Origin of the sequence: Flavobacterium anhuiense, from assembly GCF_001705175.1 — a bacterium.
Taxonomy (GTDB): Bacteria; Bacteroidota; Bacteroidia; order Flavobacteriales; family Flavobacteriaceae; genus Flavobacterium; species Flavobacterium anhuiense.
On record NZ_CP016907.1, the window covers coordinates 1,947,349 to 1,965,000 of the forward strand.

Genomic DNA, 17,652 nt, shown 5'->3' on the forward strand with positions numbered 1-17,652 from the left:
CATGTTTGAGTAATTTTAAGTAATGATCGTTTTATTGTTTCATTAAAAGTTCAACTGTTTTAATCTTCAGGTTGTCTTCAGAAGCTAGCATCAAGGCAGTTTCGTCTTTATCGTTTGTAATCGAAATGTCAGCTCCTTGATCTAATAAAAGTTTTACTTTTCTATAAGTTTCTTTTGCCATTTCTGCATCATAATTGACATTAAAGGCGCAAACTTTATGCAAAATGGTGTTTCCTTGATTGTCTTGTTCGTTAACGTTAACAGATCCGCTGTCAAGTACTGATTTTAAAATACCCGATTTTTTTTCGACAATATAATCTATACCCGATTTTGGATTTCCGTAATATTCAGCACAGTGATTTAAATCTGCTCCATCTGACAATAATCTTTGTAATGAATTCAAATCATATTCAGAATCAGACATCATTCGGATAAACTCTGTGAGTAAAGTTTTTCCATTTTTATTGATATTATTAAAATTGGCTGATGATGATTCTGCCAAAAGTTCGTACATCGGAAAAGAAAACTGTTCAGCTGCAGCATAATAAAAAGCGCTGTTTTCTTGATTATCAGTTTCATTAGGATCTGCACCATTTTCTAATAAAAATGGCAGAAGTTCTTTTCTGTTTCTTTTAACGGCGCAGATTAATGGTGTTGTGCCCACAATATTTTTTTCGTTAATGTCAACGCCATTTTCTAAAAGTATAGATATATATTCTTTTACTTTTTCAGGATCTAGACCATAAGCATTCAAAATCGTGTAGATAAAATTTTCTCCTGCATTGTTCTTATACTGAGTGTTAGCTCCAAAATCATCAACTAAAACTTTAACTGTTTTTGGCGAAGCTCCTTTTTCAACAAAATATCCGAGAAGAGTTTCGTCGCTTATTTCATCGTTGATGTTATCCATTTTCGACATCAATTCCTTGAAGAAAGCAATCGAATCTTCGTCATCTTTTAAATATAAAGTCAATGGTTTGAAAATAGATTGATCAAAACTGTCCAATTCGTAAATGTCAGTCTCAATAAATCCGGCTTTTATTAGTTTTTCAATGAAGTCAATTTCTTTGGCATCTATAATTTTGGCAGCAATCTGCGAAAAATTGTTTTTTAGATATTGCTCGTTAAATTTTTCTCCGTTATTTAGACATTCTCTGGCCTCGTCAAATTTTCCCTGAAAAAGGAAATTTTCAATCTGGTTTTGTGTTTGCATTCTGATCGATTTTTAAAAATGAAAATTAAGATTTGAATCTACCGAAAATAGGGCTTTCTCAAATCATGCTGTAAGATAAAACATAAAAATGGGAAATATATTTCAGGATAAAAAGTTAAAAATTTGTTTTAAGTGATAAAACGGACAGAAAAGGGTTTTTGAGAAAAATATTTTGAAAAAGAGAAAGTACAAAAGCTAATTTGGGAATATTTTGCGTACAAAAAAACACGTTTTTTTATTTAACAGCGCTTTAGTTTTTATCCATAAAAAGCAAAATAAAAAAAATACTATCTTTACCGATCAAACGTTTATGAACTTAAGCTGCATTTTGGCAGCACTACATATATAATTATGGCATGTACAAGTTGTTCAACCTCAGACGGTGGCACACCAAAAGGTTGTAAAAATAATGGGACTTGCGGCACCGATAGCTGCAACAAATTGACGGTTTTTGACTGGCTTTCTAACATGAGTCCGTCTAATGGAGAGGCGATTTTTGATTGTGTTGAGGTTCGTTTTAAGAACGGACGCAAGGAATTTTTTAGAAATTCAGAGAAATTAACTTTAAGTATTGGCGATATTGTAGCAACTGTTGCTTCGCCAGGACATGATATTGGAATTGTGACTCTTACAGGAGAATTGGTAAAGATTCAAATGAAGAAAAAAGGAGTGAATTACGAAAGTAATGACGTTCCGAAAATTTACAGAAAAGCATCTCAAAAAGATATCGATATCTGGTCTGTTGCCCGCGATCGCGAAGAACCAATGAAAGTTCGTGCGCGTGAATTGGCGATTCAGCATAAATTGGAAATGAAAATTTCGGATATCGAATTTCAAGGAGACGGATCAAAAGCGACTTTTTACTACACAGCAAATGACCGTGTCGATTTTAGAATGCTGATTAAAGATTTTGCTAAAGAATTCAGCACCAGAGTAGAAATGAAACAAGTGGGCTTCCGTCAGGAAGCGGCGCGTTTAGGCGGAGTTGGTTCTTGCGGACGTGAGCTTTGCTGTTCGACTTGGTTAACAGATTTTAGAAGCGTGAATACTTCTGCAGCGCGTTATCAGCAGTTATCATTGAATCCGCAGAAATTAGCGGGACAATGCGGAAAGCTGAAATGCTGTCTAAACTATGAGTTAGACACTTACATGGATGCTTTAAAAGATTTTCCAGATTATGATACCAAATTGATTACCGAAAAAGGTGATGCAGTTTGTCAAAAACAGGATATTTTTAAAGGATTAATGTGGTTTGCTTATACCAACAACTTTGCAAACTGGCACGTTTTGAAAATTGATCAGGTTAAAGAAATTATTGCTGAAAACAAGCTGAAGAATAAAGTTTCTTCTTTAGAAGATTTTGCTATTGAGGTTACTTCAGAACCAGAAAAAGACTTCAATAACGCAATGGGACAAGAGAGCTTGACTCGTTTTGACCAGCCAAAAAGAAAGAAAAAACCAAATCGCAAGCGTAAACAAAATGCAGAGGCGGCTGGTGTTGCAGCTCCAGCAAAACCACAGCAGGAAAAAAATGCGAATAACGCTAAGCCAGCAGGAAATAATAATCCGAATAATGGAAGCCCTAATGGCAATGGAAATAAGCCAAACAATCCAAACAAGAATAAGAAGAAGCATAATTCGAATAAAAACAATCCGAATAAGCAGAATTCAAATGAAAATAAACCTGCTGAACCTAGAAAACCAATAACGAATACTAAAAATGAGAATAAAAAATAGCGGAATTCTTCTGTTGGTAGCGATACTTCTTTTTTCTTGCGACAAAAAAAGAGTATTCGATGAGTATAAATCTGTTGGAAGTGCTTGGCATAAAGACAGTATTATAACCTTTGATCTGCCGGTTTTAGATTCTACAAAAATATACAATGCTTTTGTAAACATACGAGATAACAACAATTATCCGTTTAATAATTTGTTTTTGATTGTTTCGATGGAAATGCCAAACGGATTTACAAAAGTGGATACTTTAGAATACCAAATGGCTGAGCCGGACGGAACATTATTAGGAAACGGATTTTCAGATATAAAAGAAAGTAAACTGTATTACAAAGAAGATGTAAAGTTTAGAGGAAAATACAAAGTTCACATCAAACAAGCCGTCAGACAATCAGGTAAAATTCCTGGTGTTGAAGCTTTACAAGGAATTACAGACGTTGGTTTTAGAATAGAACAAAAAGATTAGAAAATAGTTATGGCTGCTAAAAAAAACAATCAATCTAACAAGGATATTAATTATTACAAAAAGAAATTCTGGAGGGTTTTTGCATACTCGCTTTTAGGAGTTTTGGCCTTCTTTTTATTTGCCTCTTGGGGTTTATTTGGATCTATGCCTTCGTTTGAAGATTTAGAAAATCCAGATTCAAACCTTGCTACTGAAATTATCTCTTCTGACGGCGTAGTGTTAGGTAAATATTTTAAAACCAATAGATCTCAGCTTAAATATTCTGATTTGCCTAAAAATTTAGTTGAAGCGCTTGTTGCCACTGAAGATGCACGTTTCTACGAACATTCAGGAATTGACGGACGCGGAACTTTGAGAGCCGTTTTTAGTTTAGGAACAAACGGAGGAGCGAGTACCTTAACACAACAGCTTGCAAAACAGTTGTTTCATGGTGAAGGTTCTAAGTTTTTGCCTTTCAGGATTGTACAAAAAATAAAGGAATGGATTATCGCTATTCGTCTAGAAAGGCAATATACAAAGAATGAGATTCTGGCAATGTACTGCAACGTTTATGACTTCGGAAATTATTCTGTTGGAGTAAGTTCTGCAGCGCAAACTTATTTTTCTAAAGATCCAAAAGATTTGACCATAGACGAATCGGCTATTTTGGTTGGAATGTTCAAAAACTCAGGTCTTTATAATCCAGTTCGTAATCCACAAGGAGTAAAAAACCGTCGTAATGTGGTTTTATCTCAAATGGCAAAAGCAAAAATGATTTCAGAAGCTGAAAAAGAAAGACTTCAAGCATTGCCAATTACGTTGAAATTTAAATTGGAAAGCCACCGTGAAGGTATAGCGACTTATTTTAGAGAATATCTTCGTGATTACATGAAGAAATGGGTTGCAGAAAATAAAAAGCCAGACGGATCTGATTACGACATTTACAAAGACGGTCTTAAAATTTACACGACGATAGATTCTAGAATGCAAACTTATGCTGAAGAAGCGGTTGCTGCTCACATGCAAAACCTTCAACAACAGTTTTTTATTGATCAAAAAAACAATAAAAACGCTCCTTTCGTAAATATTACACAAGCTGAAACAGACAGAATCATGATGCAGGCGATGAAGAATTCTGTTCGCTGGGCTCAGATGAAAGAAATGGATAAAAGCGAAGATGATATCATTGCTTCATTCAAAGTAAAAACAAAAATGCGTGTCTTTACTTGGAAGGGAGAAAGAGATACTGTAATGACGCCATTAGATTCTATTCGTTATTATAAACACTTTTTGCAATCTGGTTTAATGTCAATGGAACCTCAAACTGGAGCAATTAAAGCTTGGGTTGGTGGAATTAACTACAAATATTTCCAATACGATCACGTAGGACAGGGAGCGAGACAAGTAGGTTCTACTTTTAAGCCTTTCGTTTATGCAACGGCAATCGAAGAACTGAATATGTCTCCTTGTGATTCTATTTTGGACGGACCGTTTATGATTCATAAAGGACGTCACCACGTAACAGAAGATTGGGAGCCAAGAAACTCTGATTACAGATACAGAGGGATGGTAACTTTAAAACAAGCTTTGGCGGCTTCTATCAATACAGTTTCAGCTAAATTAATTGACAGAACAAGTCCAGAAGCTGTTGTAGAATTGACTAAAAAATTAGGAGTTAAAACAGAAATTCCAGTTCAGCCTTCAATTGCACTAGGTGCAGTTGATATTACAGTTGAAGATATGGTTGCGGCGTATAGCACATTTGCTAACCAAGGAGTGTATGTAAAACCACAGTTTTTAAGCAGAATTGAGAACAAAAGTGGTGAGGTTATCTACGAGCCAATTCCAGAGTCTCATGACGTTTTAAATAAAGATATTGCTTTTGCAGTAATTAAATTGCTTCAAGGGGTAACAGAAAGTGGTTCTGGTGTACGTTTGCGTACACAAGGCGGAGGAAGCGGAGATAACCGTTGGACAGGTTACCCATATATGTTTACAAACCCTATTGCAGGTAAAACAGGGACAACGCAAAATCAATCTGATGGATGGTTTATGGGAATGGTCCCTAACTTAGTAACTGGAGTTTGGGTTGGATGTGAAGATCGTTCAGCGCGTTTCAAAAGTTTGACTTACGGACAAGGAGCTACAGCAGCTTTACCAGTTTGGGGTTATTTCATGAAAAAGTGTTATGCCGATAAAAATCTTCAGATTTCAAAATCTGAATTTGAGCGTCCAGCAAACCTCTCTATCAAAGTAGATTGCTATCAAAGACCAGCTGTAGTAAAAGATACTACACAAACGGAACAAAATACTGATGAATTTGAATTGTAACATTGTTGCAATAAAGTGCATCTAATTATATTTCAATCCCTTTACGATTCTTTTAGAAGATTAGTAAAGGGATTTTTATTTCGGTTTTATTTTTACGAAATCGTTATAATTTAATCTAAAAATCTTATTTTTATCAAAAATATTCAGCAATAAAGATAGTTTGTTATGATAACAAAAAAAGTAAATAGCGTTCAGGAAGCTATTGAAGGAATTAAAGACGGCATGACCATCATGTTTGGTGGTTTCGGATTGTGCGGTATTCCTGAAAATACAATTGCAGCATTAGTCAATACATCAATTTCAGATTTAACTTGTATTTCTAATAATGCTGGAGTTGATGACTTTGGTTTGGGATTACTATTGCAAAAAAAGCAGATCAAAAAAATGATTTCTTCTTATGTTGGAGAAAATGCCGAGTTCGAACGTCAGATGCTTTCTGGAGAATTAGAAGTTGAATTAACCCCACAAGGAACTCTTGCAGAACGTTGCCGTGCGGCTCAGGCAGGAATTCCGGCATTCTTTACACCAGCTGGTTACGGAACGGAAGTAGCAGAGGGAAAAGAAGCACGTGAATTCAACGGAAAAATGCACATCATGGAAGAAGCTTTCAAAGCCGATTTTGCCATTGTAAAAGCTTGGAAAGGCGACGAAGCTGGAAACCTTATTTTTAAAGGAACAGCAAGAAACTTTAATGCTTGTATGGCGGGCGCAGGAAAAATAACAATTGCCGAAGTGGAAGAATTGGTTCCAGTAGGTTCTTTAGATCCAAATCAGATTCATATTCCAGGAATTATGGTGCAGCGTATCTTTCAAGGAGAAAAGTTTGAAAAGAGAATTGAACAACGTACAGTAAGAACTAGAAATTAGATAATGAGAAAATGTGACAATTAGATAGTTTAATACATCGTGTAAAGAATTATCTAATTATCAAATTCTCTAATTGACACATTATTATGGCACTTAGTAAAGAAGATATAGCAAAACGAATTGCAAAAGAGGTAAAAGACCGTTATTTTGTAAATCTTGGAATCGGTATTCCAACTTTGGTAGCGAATTATGTTAGAGAGGATATTGCAGTTGAATTTCAAAGTGAAAACGGCGTTCTCGGAATGGGACCTTTCCCTTTTGAAGGAGAAGAAGATGCCGATATTATCAATGCAGGAAAACAAACCATTACAACGCTTCCAGGTGCAAGTTTCTTTGATTCGGCGTTTAGTTTTGGAATGATTCGTAGCCAGAAAGTTGATTTGACGATTCTTGGAGCCATGGAAGTTTCTGAAAACGGAGACATCGCCAATTGGAAAATTCCAGGTAAAATGGTAAAAGGAATGGGTGGAGCAATGGATCTTGTTGCTTCTGCCGAAAATATCATCGTTGCCATGATGCATGTAAACAAAGCAGGAGAGTCCAAAATCTTAAAAAGATGCACTTTGCCATTAACGGGCGTAGGATGCGTTAAAAAGGTTGTTACTGAGCTTGCAGTTCTAGAAGTAACCGAAAAAGGTTTTAAGCTCTTAGAACGAGCGCCAGGCGTGTCTGTCGAACACATCATCGCCTCAACCGAAGCCGATTTGATTATTGAAGGGGAAATTCCTGAAATGTTAATTTAGGAGAAATTGCTGCAAAGGCACAAAGACTCGAAGTATTTTGTAAAAGAGAAAAACAAAAAAACCGCCCAATAAGGCGGTTTTTATCTTAAAAAACTTTGTGACTTAGTGCCTTTGCGGCAAAAAATATTATAAGTTAAAAGAAGCTCCTAAACTAAAAGTAGCTTGATTATTCAAATGATAAAAAGGATCATTGTTTGAACCATATTTTGCAATTGGGAATCCGATTTCTGTGAAAACACCAAATCCGTCAGTAAAGAAATAACGACCGCCAACGTGTCCGCCGAAATTATGTAAGCCTAAGCTTAATCCAGGGTAAACGTCCAATTCTTTTACGCCAATTACACTAGATAAGTTAGCATTGATTCTTGCTTTTGCATCAAAACGATCTGAGAAATCTGGTTCAACATCGTGATAAAGATCTGCACTTCCGTGGTAGTAACCATTGAAGTTGTCAAATCCTAGTATATAGTTAGCAACAAAACCAAAAGAGAAATTTTCTCCTAAACCAAAATCAACAGAACCTTGAATTCCAGAACCACCATCTTGTAAATTAGCTCCTACGTTTACTTTAATATCTCCCTTTCCTTTGAAAGCTTCTTGAGCATTAACAAATCCGAATGTCACTAAAAACAAAAGTGTAATAACCTTTTTCATAAAAATTTAATATTAATTATTTGGGCAGCAAATGTAACTTTTAAACAAATTAATTCCTACCTTTTTCGTTAAAATAGAGTTCGTTTAATGGCTCGCTTTGCCAGTACTCCTTGGTGTCGACATCTAAAATTGTAAGCGGACCTCTAAATGCAGCGCCTGTATCCACGTTCCAGACACACGCTTTATTTACAGGAACCGTTTCGCCGATTCGGGTAACAGGAGTGTGGCCAATATAAACTTCCTTATAAACGGTAAATCTTTTGGGATAGTGTAGGTCGTCTTCTTTTAATTTAGGGTCTAATGAAAGAGCAGTCTCCCAAAGTGTTCTGTCCCAATAAAATAGTTTTGAAAAATATTCCCATTTTACACCATTCAAATTGGTAAAGCCCGCATGAACAAACAAACGGTTTTGATCATCAAGATAATAATCCTGCAGATTTTCTAGAAATTCGATATGAGCTCTTTTTTTCTCTTCAGAAATTTTCGCGTAGCCTTCAACAGTAGCTTTGCCACCATGTTTGTACCACATTTCTTCATCAAAATCATCGTGCCTTTCTTCTAACCAGTCTAAAGCAAGCTGGTCATGGTTTCCTCTTATGCAGATGATATTTTGTTTGCTTTTTAAATCAATCAAATAGTCAATTACTTCAACAGACTGGCTCCAGCCGTCAACATAATCGCCCAAAAAAATGAGAGTATCTTCAGTAGTAACTTTGGCTCTCTCGAGTACTTGTTCAAGTGCAAGTAATCCGCCATGAATGTCACCTATAACAAATGTTCGCATTATTTAATTTTTCGAGTAGAAGAACAAAAATAGAAAGAATAATTGGTTTGGGCTCATCGAATTCGCATTCTTTAAAAATTGATATGATTTATAACTACTTACAGCGTTTTTTTATTGTTTTTCCTTTTTAAATTTGCAATATGTCTGAAACACCAACATATCGTAAAATAATTCACATTGATATGGATGCCTTTTATGCATCGGTAGAGCAGATGGACAATCCAGAGTTAAGAGGAAAACCCGTTGCGGTTGGCGGTTCAGAGAATCGCGGTGTGGTTTCTGCTGCAAGTTACGAAGCTAGAAAATTTGGAGTTCGGAGTGCCATCAGTGGAGTTTTAGCCAAAAAATACTGTCCAGAAATTATCTTCGTCAGACCAAGATTTGACCGCTATAAAGAGATTTCATCCAAAATTCATAAAATTTTTCATGAATACACTGACCTAGTAGAACCTCTTTCGCTTGACGAAGCTTATTTAGATGTTACTAAAAACAAAAAAGGAAATCCGAGCGCAAGTCTTCTAGCGCAGGAAATTAGAACCAGAATTTTTAATGAAGTCGGACTAACGGCATCAGCAGGTATTTCAGTCAATAAATTTGTGGCCAAAATTGCCAGCGATTATAACAAACCAAACGGACAAAAAACCGTAAACCCTGATGAAGTGGAAGCTTTTCTGGAAGATCTTCCAATCCGTAAATTTTATGGAGTTGGAAAGGTCACTACGGAAAAAATGTACCAACTCGGAATTTTTACGGGAACCGATTTGAAAAGCAAGTCTTTGGAGTTTTTAGAGAAACACTTCGGTAAATCTGGAGCGTTTTATTACCATGTTGTTCGAGGAATTCATAACAGTGAAGTAAAATCTTCTCGGATTGCTAAATCTGTTGCGGCAGAGCATACTTTTGATGTGAATTTGTCTTCTGAAATTTTCATGATGGAACAATTGGAACGAATTGCAAGTTCGTTAGAAAAGCGTCTAAAGAGGTATAATGTTTCAGGGAAAACCATTACGCTCAAGATTAAATACAGCGATTTCTCGCAACAGACAAGAAGCAAGACTTTGCCTTATTTTATTTCTGATAAAAGTTTGATTATGGAAAATGTCGAAGAACTATTGTACCAGGAAAAAATGAAGGATTCTGTTAGATTGCTTGGAATTTCATTAAGTAATTTGAATACCGAAGTAAAAAAAGCAGTTGCGGTTCAATTAAAATTTACATTTTGATAATGATTTTTAATCGTATATTAAGATTCATGTCTTTTTATAACAGGATTTTTCTTGTATCTTTGGGGAAAAAGATCTATTCATCTTCTGAATTGTTTTAATATGAAAAATAAAAATTCTGATGATCTAGTGCAGCGAAATTCAGTTCCAATCTTATCTTGGGATTTTCATTATGAATATCTAAATGAGCTAAAAGCGTTAAGCAGTGATTTGGAGAGAGTCAGTAAGATTTCAGATGAATTTGTCTGGGATGAGAAAAAGCTCAATATTCAAGAGAGAATTAAACAAGAAGTGGTTTTGGTGACTGATCTAAATCTGAAAATAGTTTTCGCTTCTAGCGGCCTAAAAAGAATGACAGGTTACAAAGAGGAGGAAGTTTTAGGAAAGACGCCGAAGATGTTTCAAGGTCCAGCAACTTCCCAAAAAGATTTAAAGGAAATCAGGGAAGCGGTTAAAAAACAGATACCTTTTGCAAAAACGCTTGAAAATTATAGAAAAAATGGACAGACTTATAAATGTAAAATTGATGCTTCGCCAGTGTATAACTTGAAAGGAGAAATATCACATTTTATAGCTTTTGAAAAACAAGATTTAAGCGCTTAATTGGCCACGAAGGCTCAAAGACGCAAAGATGTTTTGAAAAAGAAGAAAAAATAAAGCCACCAATAGGTGGCTTTTATTATAAAAAAACTTTGTGTCTTAGTGTCTTTGTGGCAGAACACTTTTACAAGTTTGCAAAGAAATCATTTCCTTTATCGTCTGTAATGATAAATGCAGGAAAATCTTTAACCGTGATTTTACGTACAGCTTCCATTCCTAACTCTTCAAAGTCAACAACTTCAACTTTTAAGATGTTATCTTGAGCCAAAATAGCAGCAGGACCTCCAATCGAACCTAAGTAGAATCCTCCGTATTTGTTGCAGGCATCAGTCACTTGTTTAGTTCGGTTTCCTTTTGCAAGCATAATCATACTTCCGCCATTTTTCTGGAATTCATCCACATAAACGTCCATACGACCCGCAGTTGTTGGTCCGAAGCTTCCTGAAGCCATTCCTTCTGGGGTTTTTGCTGGACCAGCATAATATACTGGGTGATTCTTGAAATAATCAGGCATTGGTTTTCCAGCATCTAGTAATTCTTTGATTTTTGCGTGAGCAATATCTCTAGCAACAATTACAGTTCCGTTTAATTTTAAACGCGTTTTAACAGGATATTGAGATAGTTTTGCTAAAATATCTGCCATTGGCTGATCTAAATCAATTTCTACAGGAGCTTCTAAATGAGGAGCTGTTTCTGGCAAAAATTGTTTTGGATTTGTTTCTAACTGTTCAACAAAGATTCCGTCTTTAGTGATTTTCCCTTTGATGTTTCTATCTGCAGAGCAAGAAACTCCAAGTCCAACCGGACAAGAAGCGGCGTGACGAGGCAAACGGATTACACGAACGTCATGTGTGAAATATTTTCCTCCAAACTGAGCACCGATGGCACTTTCTTGGCAGATTTTTTGAACTCTTTCTTCCCATTCGTGATCACGAAAAGCCTGACCAGCCATATTTCCAGATGTTGGAAGATTGTCGTAATATCCAGCAGAAGCCTTTTTAACAGCGCTTAAGTTGGCTTCAGCAGAAGTTCCGCCAATAACTAAAGCCAAGTGGTATGGAGGACAAGCAGAAGTTCCTAAATCTTTGATTTTAGTGCGAATGAATTCGTCAAGTGATTTTTCATTCAATAAAGATTTTGTCTGCTGATATAAATACGTTTTGTTTGCAGATCCTCCACCTTTTGCCATAAACAAAAATTCGTAAGAAGCTCCTTTTTTAGCATAAATATCAATTTGTGCAGGAAGATTTGATCCTGAATTCTTTTCTTCAAACATCGAAATCGGAACAATCTGAGAATAACGTAAATTTCTTTTTTGATACGTATTGAAAATACCGCGGCTTAACCATTCTGCATCGTCAACACCTGTAAAGATGCTTTCTCCTTTTTTCGCCATAACGATTGCAGTTCCTGTATCCTGACAGCTTGGTAACTGACCTTCAGCTGCAACAGATGCATTTTGGAGTAAATTGTAAGCTACAAATCGATCGTTGTCAGTAGCTTCTGGATCATCAAGAATTTTTCTTAGTTTTTGCAAATGAGAAGTTCTCAACATAAATGAAACATCTGTCAAAGCTTCTTCTGCCAATAACTCTAAACCTTTTGGGTCAACGGTTAAAACTTCACGTTCTCCAAATTTTTCAACTTTTACATAATCAGAAGTGATTTTGCGGTACTGCGTATCATCTTTTAAGATCGGATAAGGATCTTGGTATATAAAATCAATCATTAGTTTTGTTTTTTTACAAATTTAGAAATTATTTACCTAAGAAAGAATTTGAATAAGAACTCTTGAGCAGTTTTATGATTTTTAGTCGGTGCTATTAAATTGATCAAACGTCATCTTTTTTTCGAAGTACGGTTTGTCTTTTGCAGATAACAGAATCTTCTTCCATTTGTTGTTCTTTAATTCGAAAGATATTGAGTCAGAGTGCGAAAGGATTCCCATGTCTAGGTTTTCATCTTCATCTGCAGGCACAAATGCAACAGTTTTGCAATAAAAAGATTTTGGGTCAGAATTTGCAGAAGGATTTTCTATTTCAACCCAACTTCCCCAGCCGCTATCAGACATTGTACTCCATTGGTGAACTAGCTGTAGACCTTTGTTTTTAAGATAATACAGATAGTTGTCATGGGAATAGCCACAAGCGGGATAGCCAACGGTAAGTTGTATAAAAGGAGAATTTTTAGAAGTTTCAGATGTCAATCCATAAGACGCCATCCATTCAGAACCTTTTTCAAAACCTTTGATAGCAATTTTTGAAGATGCGGTTTTGGTTTTATTCTGATAAAAATCCAATCGGTATTTTACAGTAACAATACTGTCCTTATCTGCCTGCTGATCTACTAAATGAGCCAGAATGTAATCTGTAGACGATTCTGTCCCGTCAGAATAAATAGAAACAGTGTCAGTTTTAATGATCTTTTCATCATTTGTAACTTCCAATGTTTCTTGCGGTTCCATGATTTCTGCAATTGGGGCAGTAGCATCTGTAGGTTTTGTTTTTTGGCATCCTATTAAAACGAGCAGGAAGAAAAGAGTGTGGATTTTCATAATTATAATTCAAAAGTGATTTTATTCAACAGATAGAACTAAAAGTTTCTTTTTTTGATAAAGTTCTGCTAGCGATATTTTTTCGCCATTAAGATAAAAAAGCTGGTCTTCGTATTTCACTTCGTAAGGATCAATTAAAAAGCAATAATTGTCCCTGTCGTTTAAAACACTCAAGTTGTCCTGATTTAATTCCACAATTTCAACATAATTGATAATATTGAGTTTGTGGGCTTCTTCTAAAGTTACGGGCGTAGTCTCATCATATCTGAAAAAGAATTTTTCTCCACCTCCAGGCATTCCAAACCAAGGCATCGCTTTTCCTGAAACCAGTGAAATATAGTCTGGAACTTCATTGATGATAAATAATTTCTGGTCCATAGTTTCAAAAAACTCTGGGAGAGATTTGTTTTCAAAAGCTTCCTTTTCTTTCCAAAAATACAGCCCTTGATTTTGCCAGGAAGGGTCTTGAGGATCTGGTGCGGTGTTAGCATCAGAATAGTGCATAAATAATTCGCGAGGCATAAACGCAAGAAGCGAGTCATTAATGAGCCAGTCCATTTTGTTTGTGTCGAATTTGTTTTGTACTGATACAGTCTTTTCTGTAGGTTTTGGCTCTTCAGCGCATTCGAATTTTTCGGAACTCTTAGATTCCTTTTTTTTACTTAAAAACCATTTAAACATATTTGGGGGAATATTTAATTGTTTTATTTATGTTAGAAGGCTAAAGTATAAAATTATAAGAGGTTTTTTATAAAAAATCAAAAAATAATGTAGGATAATGCGTCTGATTCATGGGGTTGACTTATATCAAAACTTTAAAACAACAATCTTTATTTGTTGTTTTAAAGATCTTTAAGAAAAATAAGAAGCGTTTATTTTGATGCTTTTGCTTGTCTTAGAAAAACCAAGTTGCTACAAAAATCGCCGTAATAACACAGATTAAATCCACCAATAGCATTGTGCCTAATGCATAACGAGTGTTTTTTATGTTTACAGAACCAAAGTAAACCGCAATAACATAAAATGTACTTTCGGCGCTGCATTGGAAGATACTGCTCAATCTAGCGGTCAAAGAATCGGCTCCGAATGTATTCATCGAATCGATTAAGAAACCTCTCGAACCTGCGGAGCTAAACGGACGCAACATGGCAACAGGAAGCGCATTTGTAATTTCTTTGCTTACGCCAAGATTCGAAAAGATAAATCCGATCGCATCACTAATGATTTCAAATAAACCGCTGTTTCTAAAAAGCGAAATTGCAACTAACATTCCTAAAACATATGGAAAAATTGTAACTCCAGTTTTAACTCCGTTATTGGCGCCAACAACAAAAGTATCGAACACGGTAGTGTCTGCTTCTCTGAATTTTTTCTCATGTTTGAAAGAAAAAATTAGCGTAAACACTATAATCGCCAATAAAATTAATCCAGAAAGGTTAGAGGTAAAATAGTTTTTTCCAATTAAATCTAAATGATTCACATACATCAATAAACCAACAATTGCAGCAATTAATCCCATTAAACCAATTAAAAGTGAAGCACTTTTGAAATTGATTTTCTGTTTGACTCCGACAATTAAAAAAGCTGCAATGGTTCCGATAAACGACGTAATGATACACGGCAGCATCACATCAGCAGGATTACTGGCATTTGCGGCAGCGCGATAACCGATAATTGAAGTTGCGATTAAGGTTAATCCAGAAGCGTGAAGACACATAAACATGATTTGTGCGTCGCTGGCTTTATCTTTTTCAGGGTTTATTTCCTGTAAACTTTCCATTGCTTTTAATCCAAAAGGTGTTGCGGCCGAATCCAATCCCAAGAAATTGGCAGCAAAGTTTAAGGTCATGTAAGATATCGAAGGATGGTTTTTAGGAATGCTTGGAAAAACTTTTACAAATACAGGACTCAAGGCTTTTGCCAAGTTTCCAGAAGCTCCAGAAACGATTAAAAGTTCCATTAATCCGCAGAAAAAAGCCAAATAGGCAATAAGAGGCAAAATTAAATCGACTAAAGTGCTTTTGCAAGTTGGCAGCAATCCGTCAGATTTTTGAAGACCGCTGTAAATTTTTACGGTTTTGTTTTTGTAAACATACGTTGTGTCAGCATTTAGCGTATCACGATTGATGATCATGGTTTGATCTGGAGCTTTTTGAATACTGTCTTTTAAGAAAGCCGGAAGCTCTTCGATGTATTTTTCAGACACTAAAATAGGATCATCTTTTTTTCCATTCAAAACAGAATCAATGGTATAAGTATTGGCAGTAAATAAACTGACTACAATAAAAAGAATCGAAGAAATAAAAATAACTAACCAAAATCTGCTCAATACCATAATTACATTTTTTTGTAAATGTAATTATTTAGCAATAAAATGCATAAATATTTTGTGTAATGAGGTAGGAATTTGAGTTGATATGTCGCCCCGCTGGGGTTTTTTGAAATAGGAAAATTTCATTTGCTATAGATATTTCGCTCTTCTAGAGCTATTAAACGTTACAAACAAAATTATATACAAATGAAAAAGCTCTGGAAGAGCAAAATATTTATAGAAATCATTCAGGCTATAATTGAAAAGCCCCAGCGGGGCGAAATCTAATTATCTATTTTGAAAAATTAATTATCCAATCACAACTTTGGTTTCCAAATAAGTTTCAAAAGCTTTAATTCCTTCAAACAGAATTGCCTTTTTTGAATTTTCAGTTTCATTAAAAAACTCTGTTTCAATTTTTACATGATCTTTTTTAATGGTTCGTTTCCAAATTCCAATTACTTTTCCGTTTTCTAAAATGATGGGTTTAAAAATGCCATTATTGGTAAAAGTTTTGGATTGATGATCTCCAGAAAATGAAGCTTCGCGTGTTTTGTATGAAATCAAAATTTCGTCAAATGCTGGTAGAAAATGTACGCTTTCGCGAAAATTTTCTTCTATAGAACGGTTTTTAGAAAACCAAAAAGTCTGATTTTCAATAGTAATATGATTTAATTGCAACTCAATTGCGTTAATTGCTTTTTGGCAAATTGTTGGTGCAAAACCAGACCACCACGAAAAATCAAGTAAAGTTGCCGGACCATGACTTTCAAAATATCTCTGAGCAAGTTTTGCTAATCCTTCTTCTTTAGTCAATTTGGTTTTTGGCCGATCAACTCTTTCTTCGAGCAAAGCATACGTAATTTGTTTGCCTTTCATTCTGCCATTACAAACCAAACCATCCAATTCTGCATTCATCATAATGGCTGCACCTAAAAAATCTTCTTTGGATGTTTTTTTGATATTAAGCTCCTGCATAATTTCATCGCGAGTCAAATGATTGTTTCCCGCCAGTAGTTTTTCAATAGTATTATTGATCTGAATGAGCTTTTTTTCATCCACTCCAAATTTTTTAGCACCTGAAATGGCCAGCTTTTTTATTTGCGGAGCAGAAAGATCAAGCATCCAATAAATATCATCTGCAGAAACAAAATGCCAGGTAGGACGAAGAATGTGCGTTCGAATAATTTTTCCCGAATTAACGGCTTCCTCAATTTCTTTTTCAGAGGCATTGCAACGTGAACCAATTGCCCATTTTGCCATGGCATAATCCTGAGCCTGCATAGCGCTAAAATGATATACTATTTCCTGAGGAGAACATTGATTTTCCTGATAAAGCTTCTGAGAAGCCATGCGATGATGTGAAATTTCGGAATGAATCATTTTAAAACATATAAGTTATTTGAGTTCATTTAAACAGCGTAGCTAAAAAACTTAGCATCTTAGCAACTTTAAAGTTACACATGAATAATCTCATCTTCAATCAGTAAATCTTCTCGACGTAAACGCAAGAAAATCTGAGCTACAGCAATCGTGTCTTTTTCGCAATACGTAATAATTCTGTCAATATCTTTTTCGACGTAATAGACATGAGCAACTTGACTTCCGTCAATATCGCCTTTTGGCGAAGGAACACCAAGAATCTTCGTTAGCAATTTTAAAGAAGTAAAATGCTTGTAATCGCCAAACTTCCATAACTCTAAAGTATCTAAATGCGGAATTTCCCAAGGTTTTTTGCCGAATAAATTCAACTTGTCGGGAATGGGCATTTGGTTGATAATCATTCTTCGAGCAATAAAAGGAATATCAAATTCTTTAGAATTATGTCCGCACAACAAATGTTGAGGCTGATTAAAATGATTGTTGATCAGATTCGAAAAGTCCTTTAGGATTTTCTTCTCTTCACCAAAAAATGAAGTTACTCTAAAATTTCGAACGTCTCCTTTGATTGTAAAAAAGCCTACCGAGATGCAGATTATCTTTCCGAACTCGGCCCAGATTCCGGCGCGTTCGTAAAATTCTTCTGGTGTAAACTCATCTTTTCGCTGATATTGCGTTTTTAAATCCCAAAGCGACTGCATTTCCGCGTCAAGCGAACTAAAGTTTTCTTCTTCAGGAACAGTTTCTATATCGAGAAAGAGAATATTGTTGAGATTAATTTTTTCAATCATAATCATTTATAGTGGTTTTGCC

The 17,652-nt window shown here is 35.4% G+C and carries 16 protein-coding genes; 7 read left to right on the plus strand and 9 right to left on the minus strand.

The features are described 5' to 3' along the window. Nucleotides 1-31 precede the first annotated feature (31 nt). Nucleotides 32-1,213 (minus strand): ankyrin repeat domain-containing protein, encoded by a 1,182-nt coding sequence (locus BB050_RS08310; RefSeq protein ID WP_066033257.1) that lies wholly within the window; start codon nt 1,211-1,213, stop codon nt 32-34. Nucleotides 1,214-1,564: 351 nt separating this feature from the next. Between BB050_RS08310 and BB050_RS08315 the strand changes: the two genes are divergently transcribed. The 5 genes from BB050_RS08315 (at nt 1,565) to BB050_RS08335 (ending at nt 7,333) form a co-directional block, all read left to right on the plus strand. Beyond that, nucleotides 1,565-2,950 (plus strand): PSP1 domain-containing protein, encoded by a 1,386-nt coding sequence (locus BB050_RS08315; RefSeq protein WP_066033258.1) that lies wholly within the window; start codon nt 1,565-1,567, stop codon nt 2,948-2,950. Further along, nucleotides 2,934-3,413, plus strand: a complete 480-nt coding sequence (locus tag BB050_RS08320; protein WP_066033259.1) for a gliding motility lipoprotein GldH — start codon at nt 2,934-2,936, stop codon at nt 3,411-3,413. The genes BB050_RS08315 and BB050_RS08320 overlap by 17 nt, the downstream gene beginning before the upstream one ends. 9 nt (nt 3,414-3,422) lie before the next feature. Then, nucleotides 3,423-5,723, plus strand: coding sequence for a penicillin-binding protein 1A (locus BB050_RS08325; protein WP_066033260.1), 2,301 nt, complete (start codon nt 3,423-3,425; stop codon nt 5,721-5,723). Nucleotides 5,724-5,888: 165 nt separating this feature from the next. Beyond that, a complete protein-coding gene (locus BB050_RS08330) occupies nt 5,889-6,590 on the plus strand; it encodes a CoA transferase subunit A (protein WP_066033261.1) in 702 nt (233 codons plus the stop codon). A gap of 86 nt (nt 6,591-6,676) precedes the next feature. After that, the gene (locus tag BB050_RS08335; protein ID WP_008465572.1) at nt 6,677-7,333 is read left to right on the plus strand and encodes a CoA transferase subunit B; all 657 of its coding nucleotides are present in this window, start codon (nt 6,677-6,679) and stop codon (nt 7,331-7,333) included. A 126-nt stretch (nt 7,334-7,459) separates the two neighbouring features. Here BB050_RS08335 and BB050_RS08340 read toward each other — a convergent pair whose 3' ends face one another. Together BB050_RS08340 and BB050_RS08345 are read right to left on the minus strand one after the other, a co-directional pair. Further along, a complete protein-coding gene (locus tag BB050_RS08340) occupies nt 7,460-7,987 on the minus strand; it encodes a DUF6646 family protein (protein WP_066033262.1) in 528 nt (175 codons plus the stop codon). Nucleotides 7,988-8,036: 49 nt separating this feature from the next. Further along, on the minus strand, nt 8,037-8,771 hold the full coding sequence (locus BB050_RS08345) for a metallophosphoesterase family protein (protein ID WP_008465568.1): 735 nt from the start codon (nt 8,769-8,771) through the stop codon (nt 8,037-8,039). 140 nt (nt 8,772-8,911) lie between these two features. On the opposite strand from BB050_RS08345, the gene dinB reads away from it, so the two are divergent. Together dinB and BB050_RS08355 are read left to right on the plus strand one after the other, a co-directional pair. Continuing rightward, the gene (gene dinB / locus BB050_RS08350; RefSeq protein WP_008465565.1) at nt 8,912-9,994 is read left to right on the plus strand and encodes a DNA polymerase IV; all 1,083 of its coding nucleotides are present in this window, start codon (nt 8,912-8,914) and stop codon (nt 9,992-9,994) included. A gap of 102 nt (nt 9,995-10,096) precedes the next feature. Then, nucleotides 10,097-10,597, plus strand: coding sequence for a PAS domain-containing protein (locus BB050_RS08355; RefSeq protein ID WP_066033263.1), 501 nt, complete (start codon nt 10,097-10,099; stop codon nt 10,595-10,597). Nucleotides 10,598-10,718: 121 nt separating this feature from the next. Here BB050_RS08355 and BB050_RS08360 read toward each other — a convergent pair whose 3' ends face one another. The 6 genes from BB050_RS08360 to BB050_RS08385 form a co-directional block, all read right to left on the minus strand. Further along, nucleotides 10,719-12,323, minus strand: coding sequence for a fumarate hydratase (locus BB050_RS08360; protein WP_066033264.1), 1,605 nt, complete (start codon nt 12,321-12,323; stop codon nt 10,719-10,721). An 81-nt stretch (nt 12,324-12,404) separates the two neighbouring features. Beyond that, nucleotides 12,405-13,148 carry a hypothetical protein gene (locus BB050_RS08365; protein ID WP_066033265.1) on the minus strand — a complete coding sequence of 248 codons (744 nt, stop codon included), beginning with the start codon at nt 13,146-13,148 and terminating at the stop codon, nt 12,405-12,407. Between the two features lie 21 nt (nt 13,149-13,169). Then, nucleotides 13,170-13,829: a hypothetical protein gene (locus BB050_RS08370; RefSeq protein WP_066033266.1), complete on the minus strand. Its 660-nt coding sequence runs from the start codon at nt 13,827-13,829 to the stop codon at nt 13,170-13,172. Between the two features lie 214 nt (nt 13,830-14,043). Continuing rightward, nucleotides 14,044-15,483, minus strand: a complete 1,440-nt coding sequence (locus tag BB050_RS08375) for a nucleoside recognition domain-containing protein (protein WP_008465559.1) — start codon at nt 15,481-15,483, stop codon at nt 14,044-14,046. Between the two features lie 285 nt (nt 15,484-15,768). Continuing rightward, nucleotides 15,769-16,842: a winged helix DNA-binding domain-containing protein gene (locus BB050_RS08380; RefSeq protein WP_066033267.1), complete on the minus strand. Its 1,074-nt coding sequence runs from the start codon at nt 16,840-16,842 to the stop codon at nt 15,769-15,771. A gap of 74 nt (nt 16,843-16,916) precedes the next feature. Beyond that, the gene (locus BB050_RS08385; protein ID WP_008465557.1) at nt 16,917-17,630 is read right to left on the minus strand and encodes a 3'-5' exonuclease; all 714 of its coding nucleotides are present in this window, start codon (nt 17,628-17,630) and stop codon (nt 16,917-16,919) included. Between the last annotated feature and the right edge of the window lie 22 nt (nt 17,631-17,652).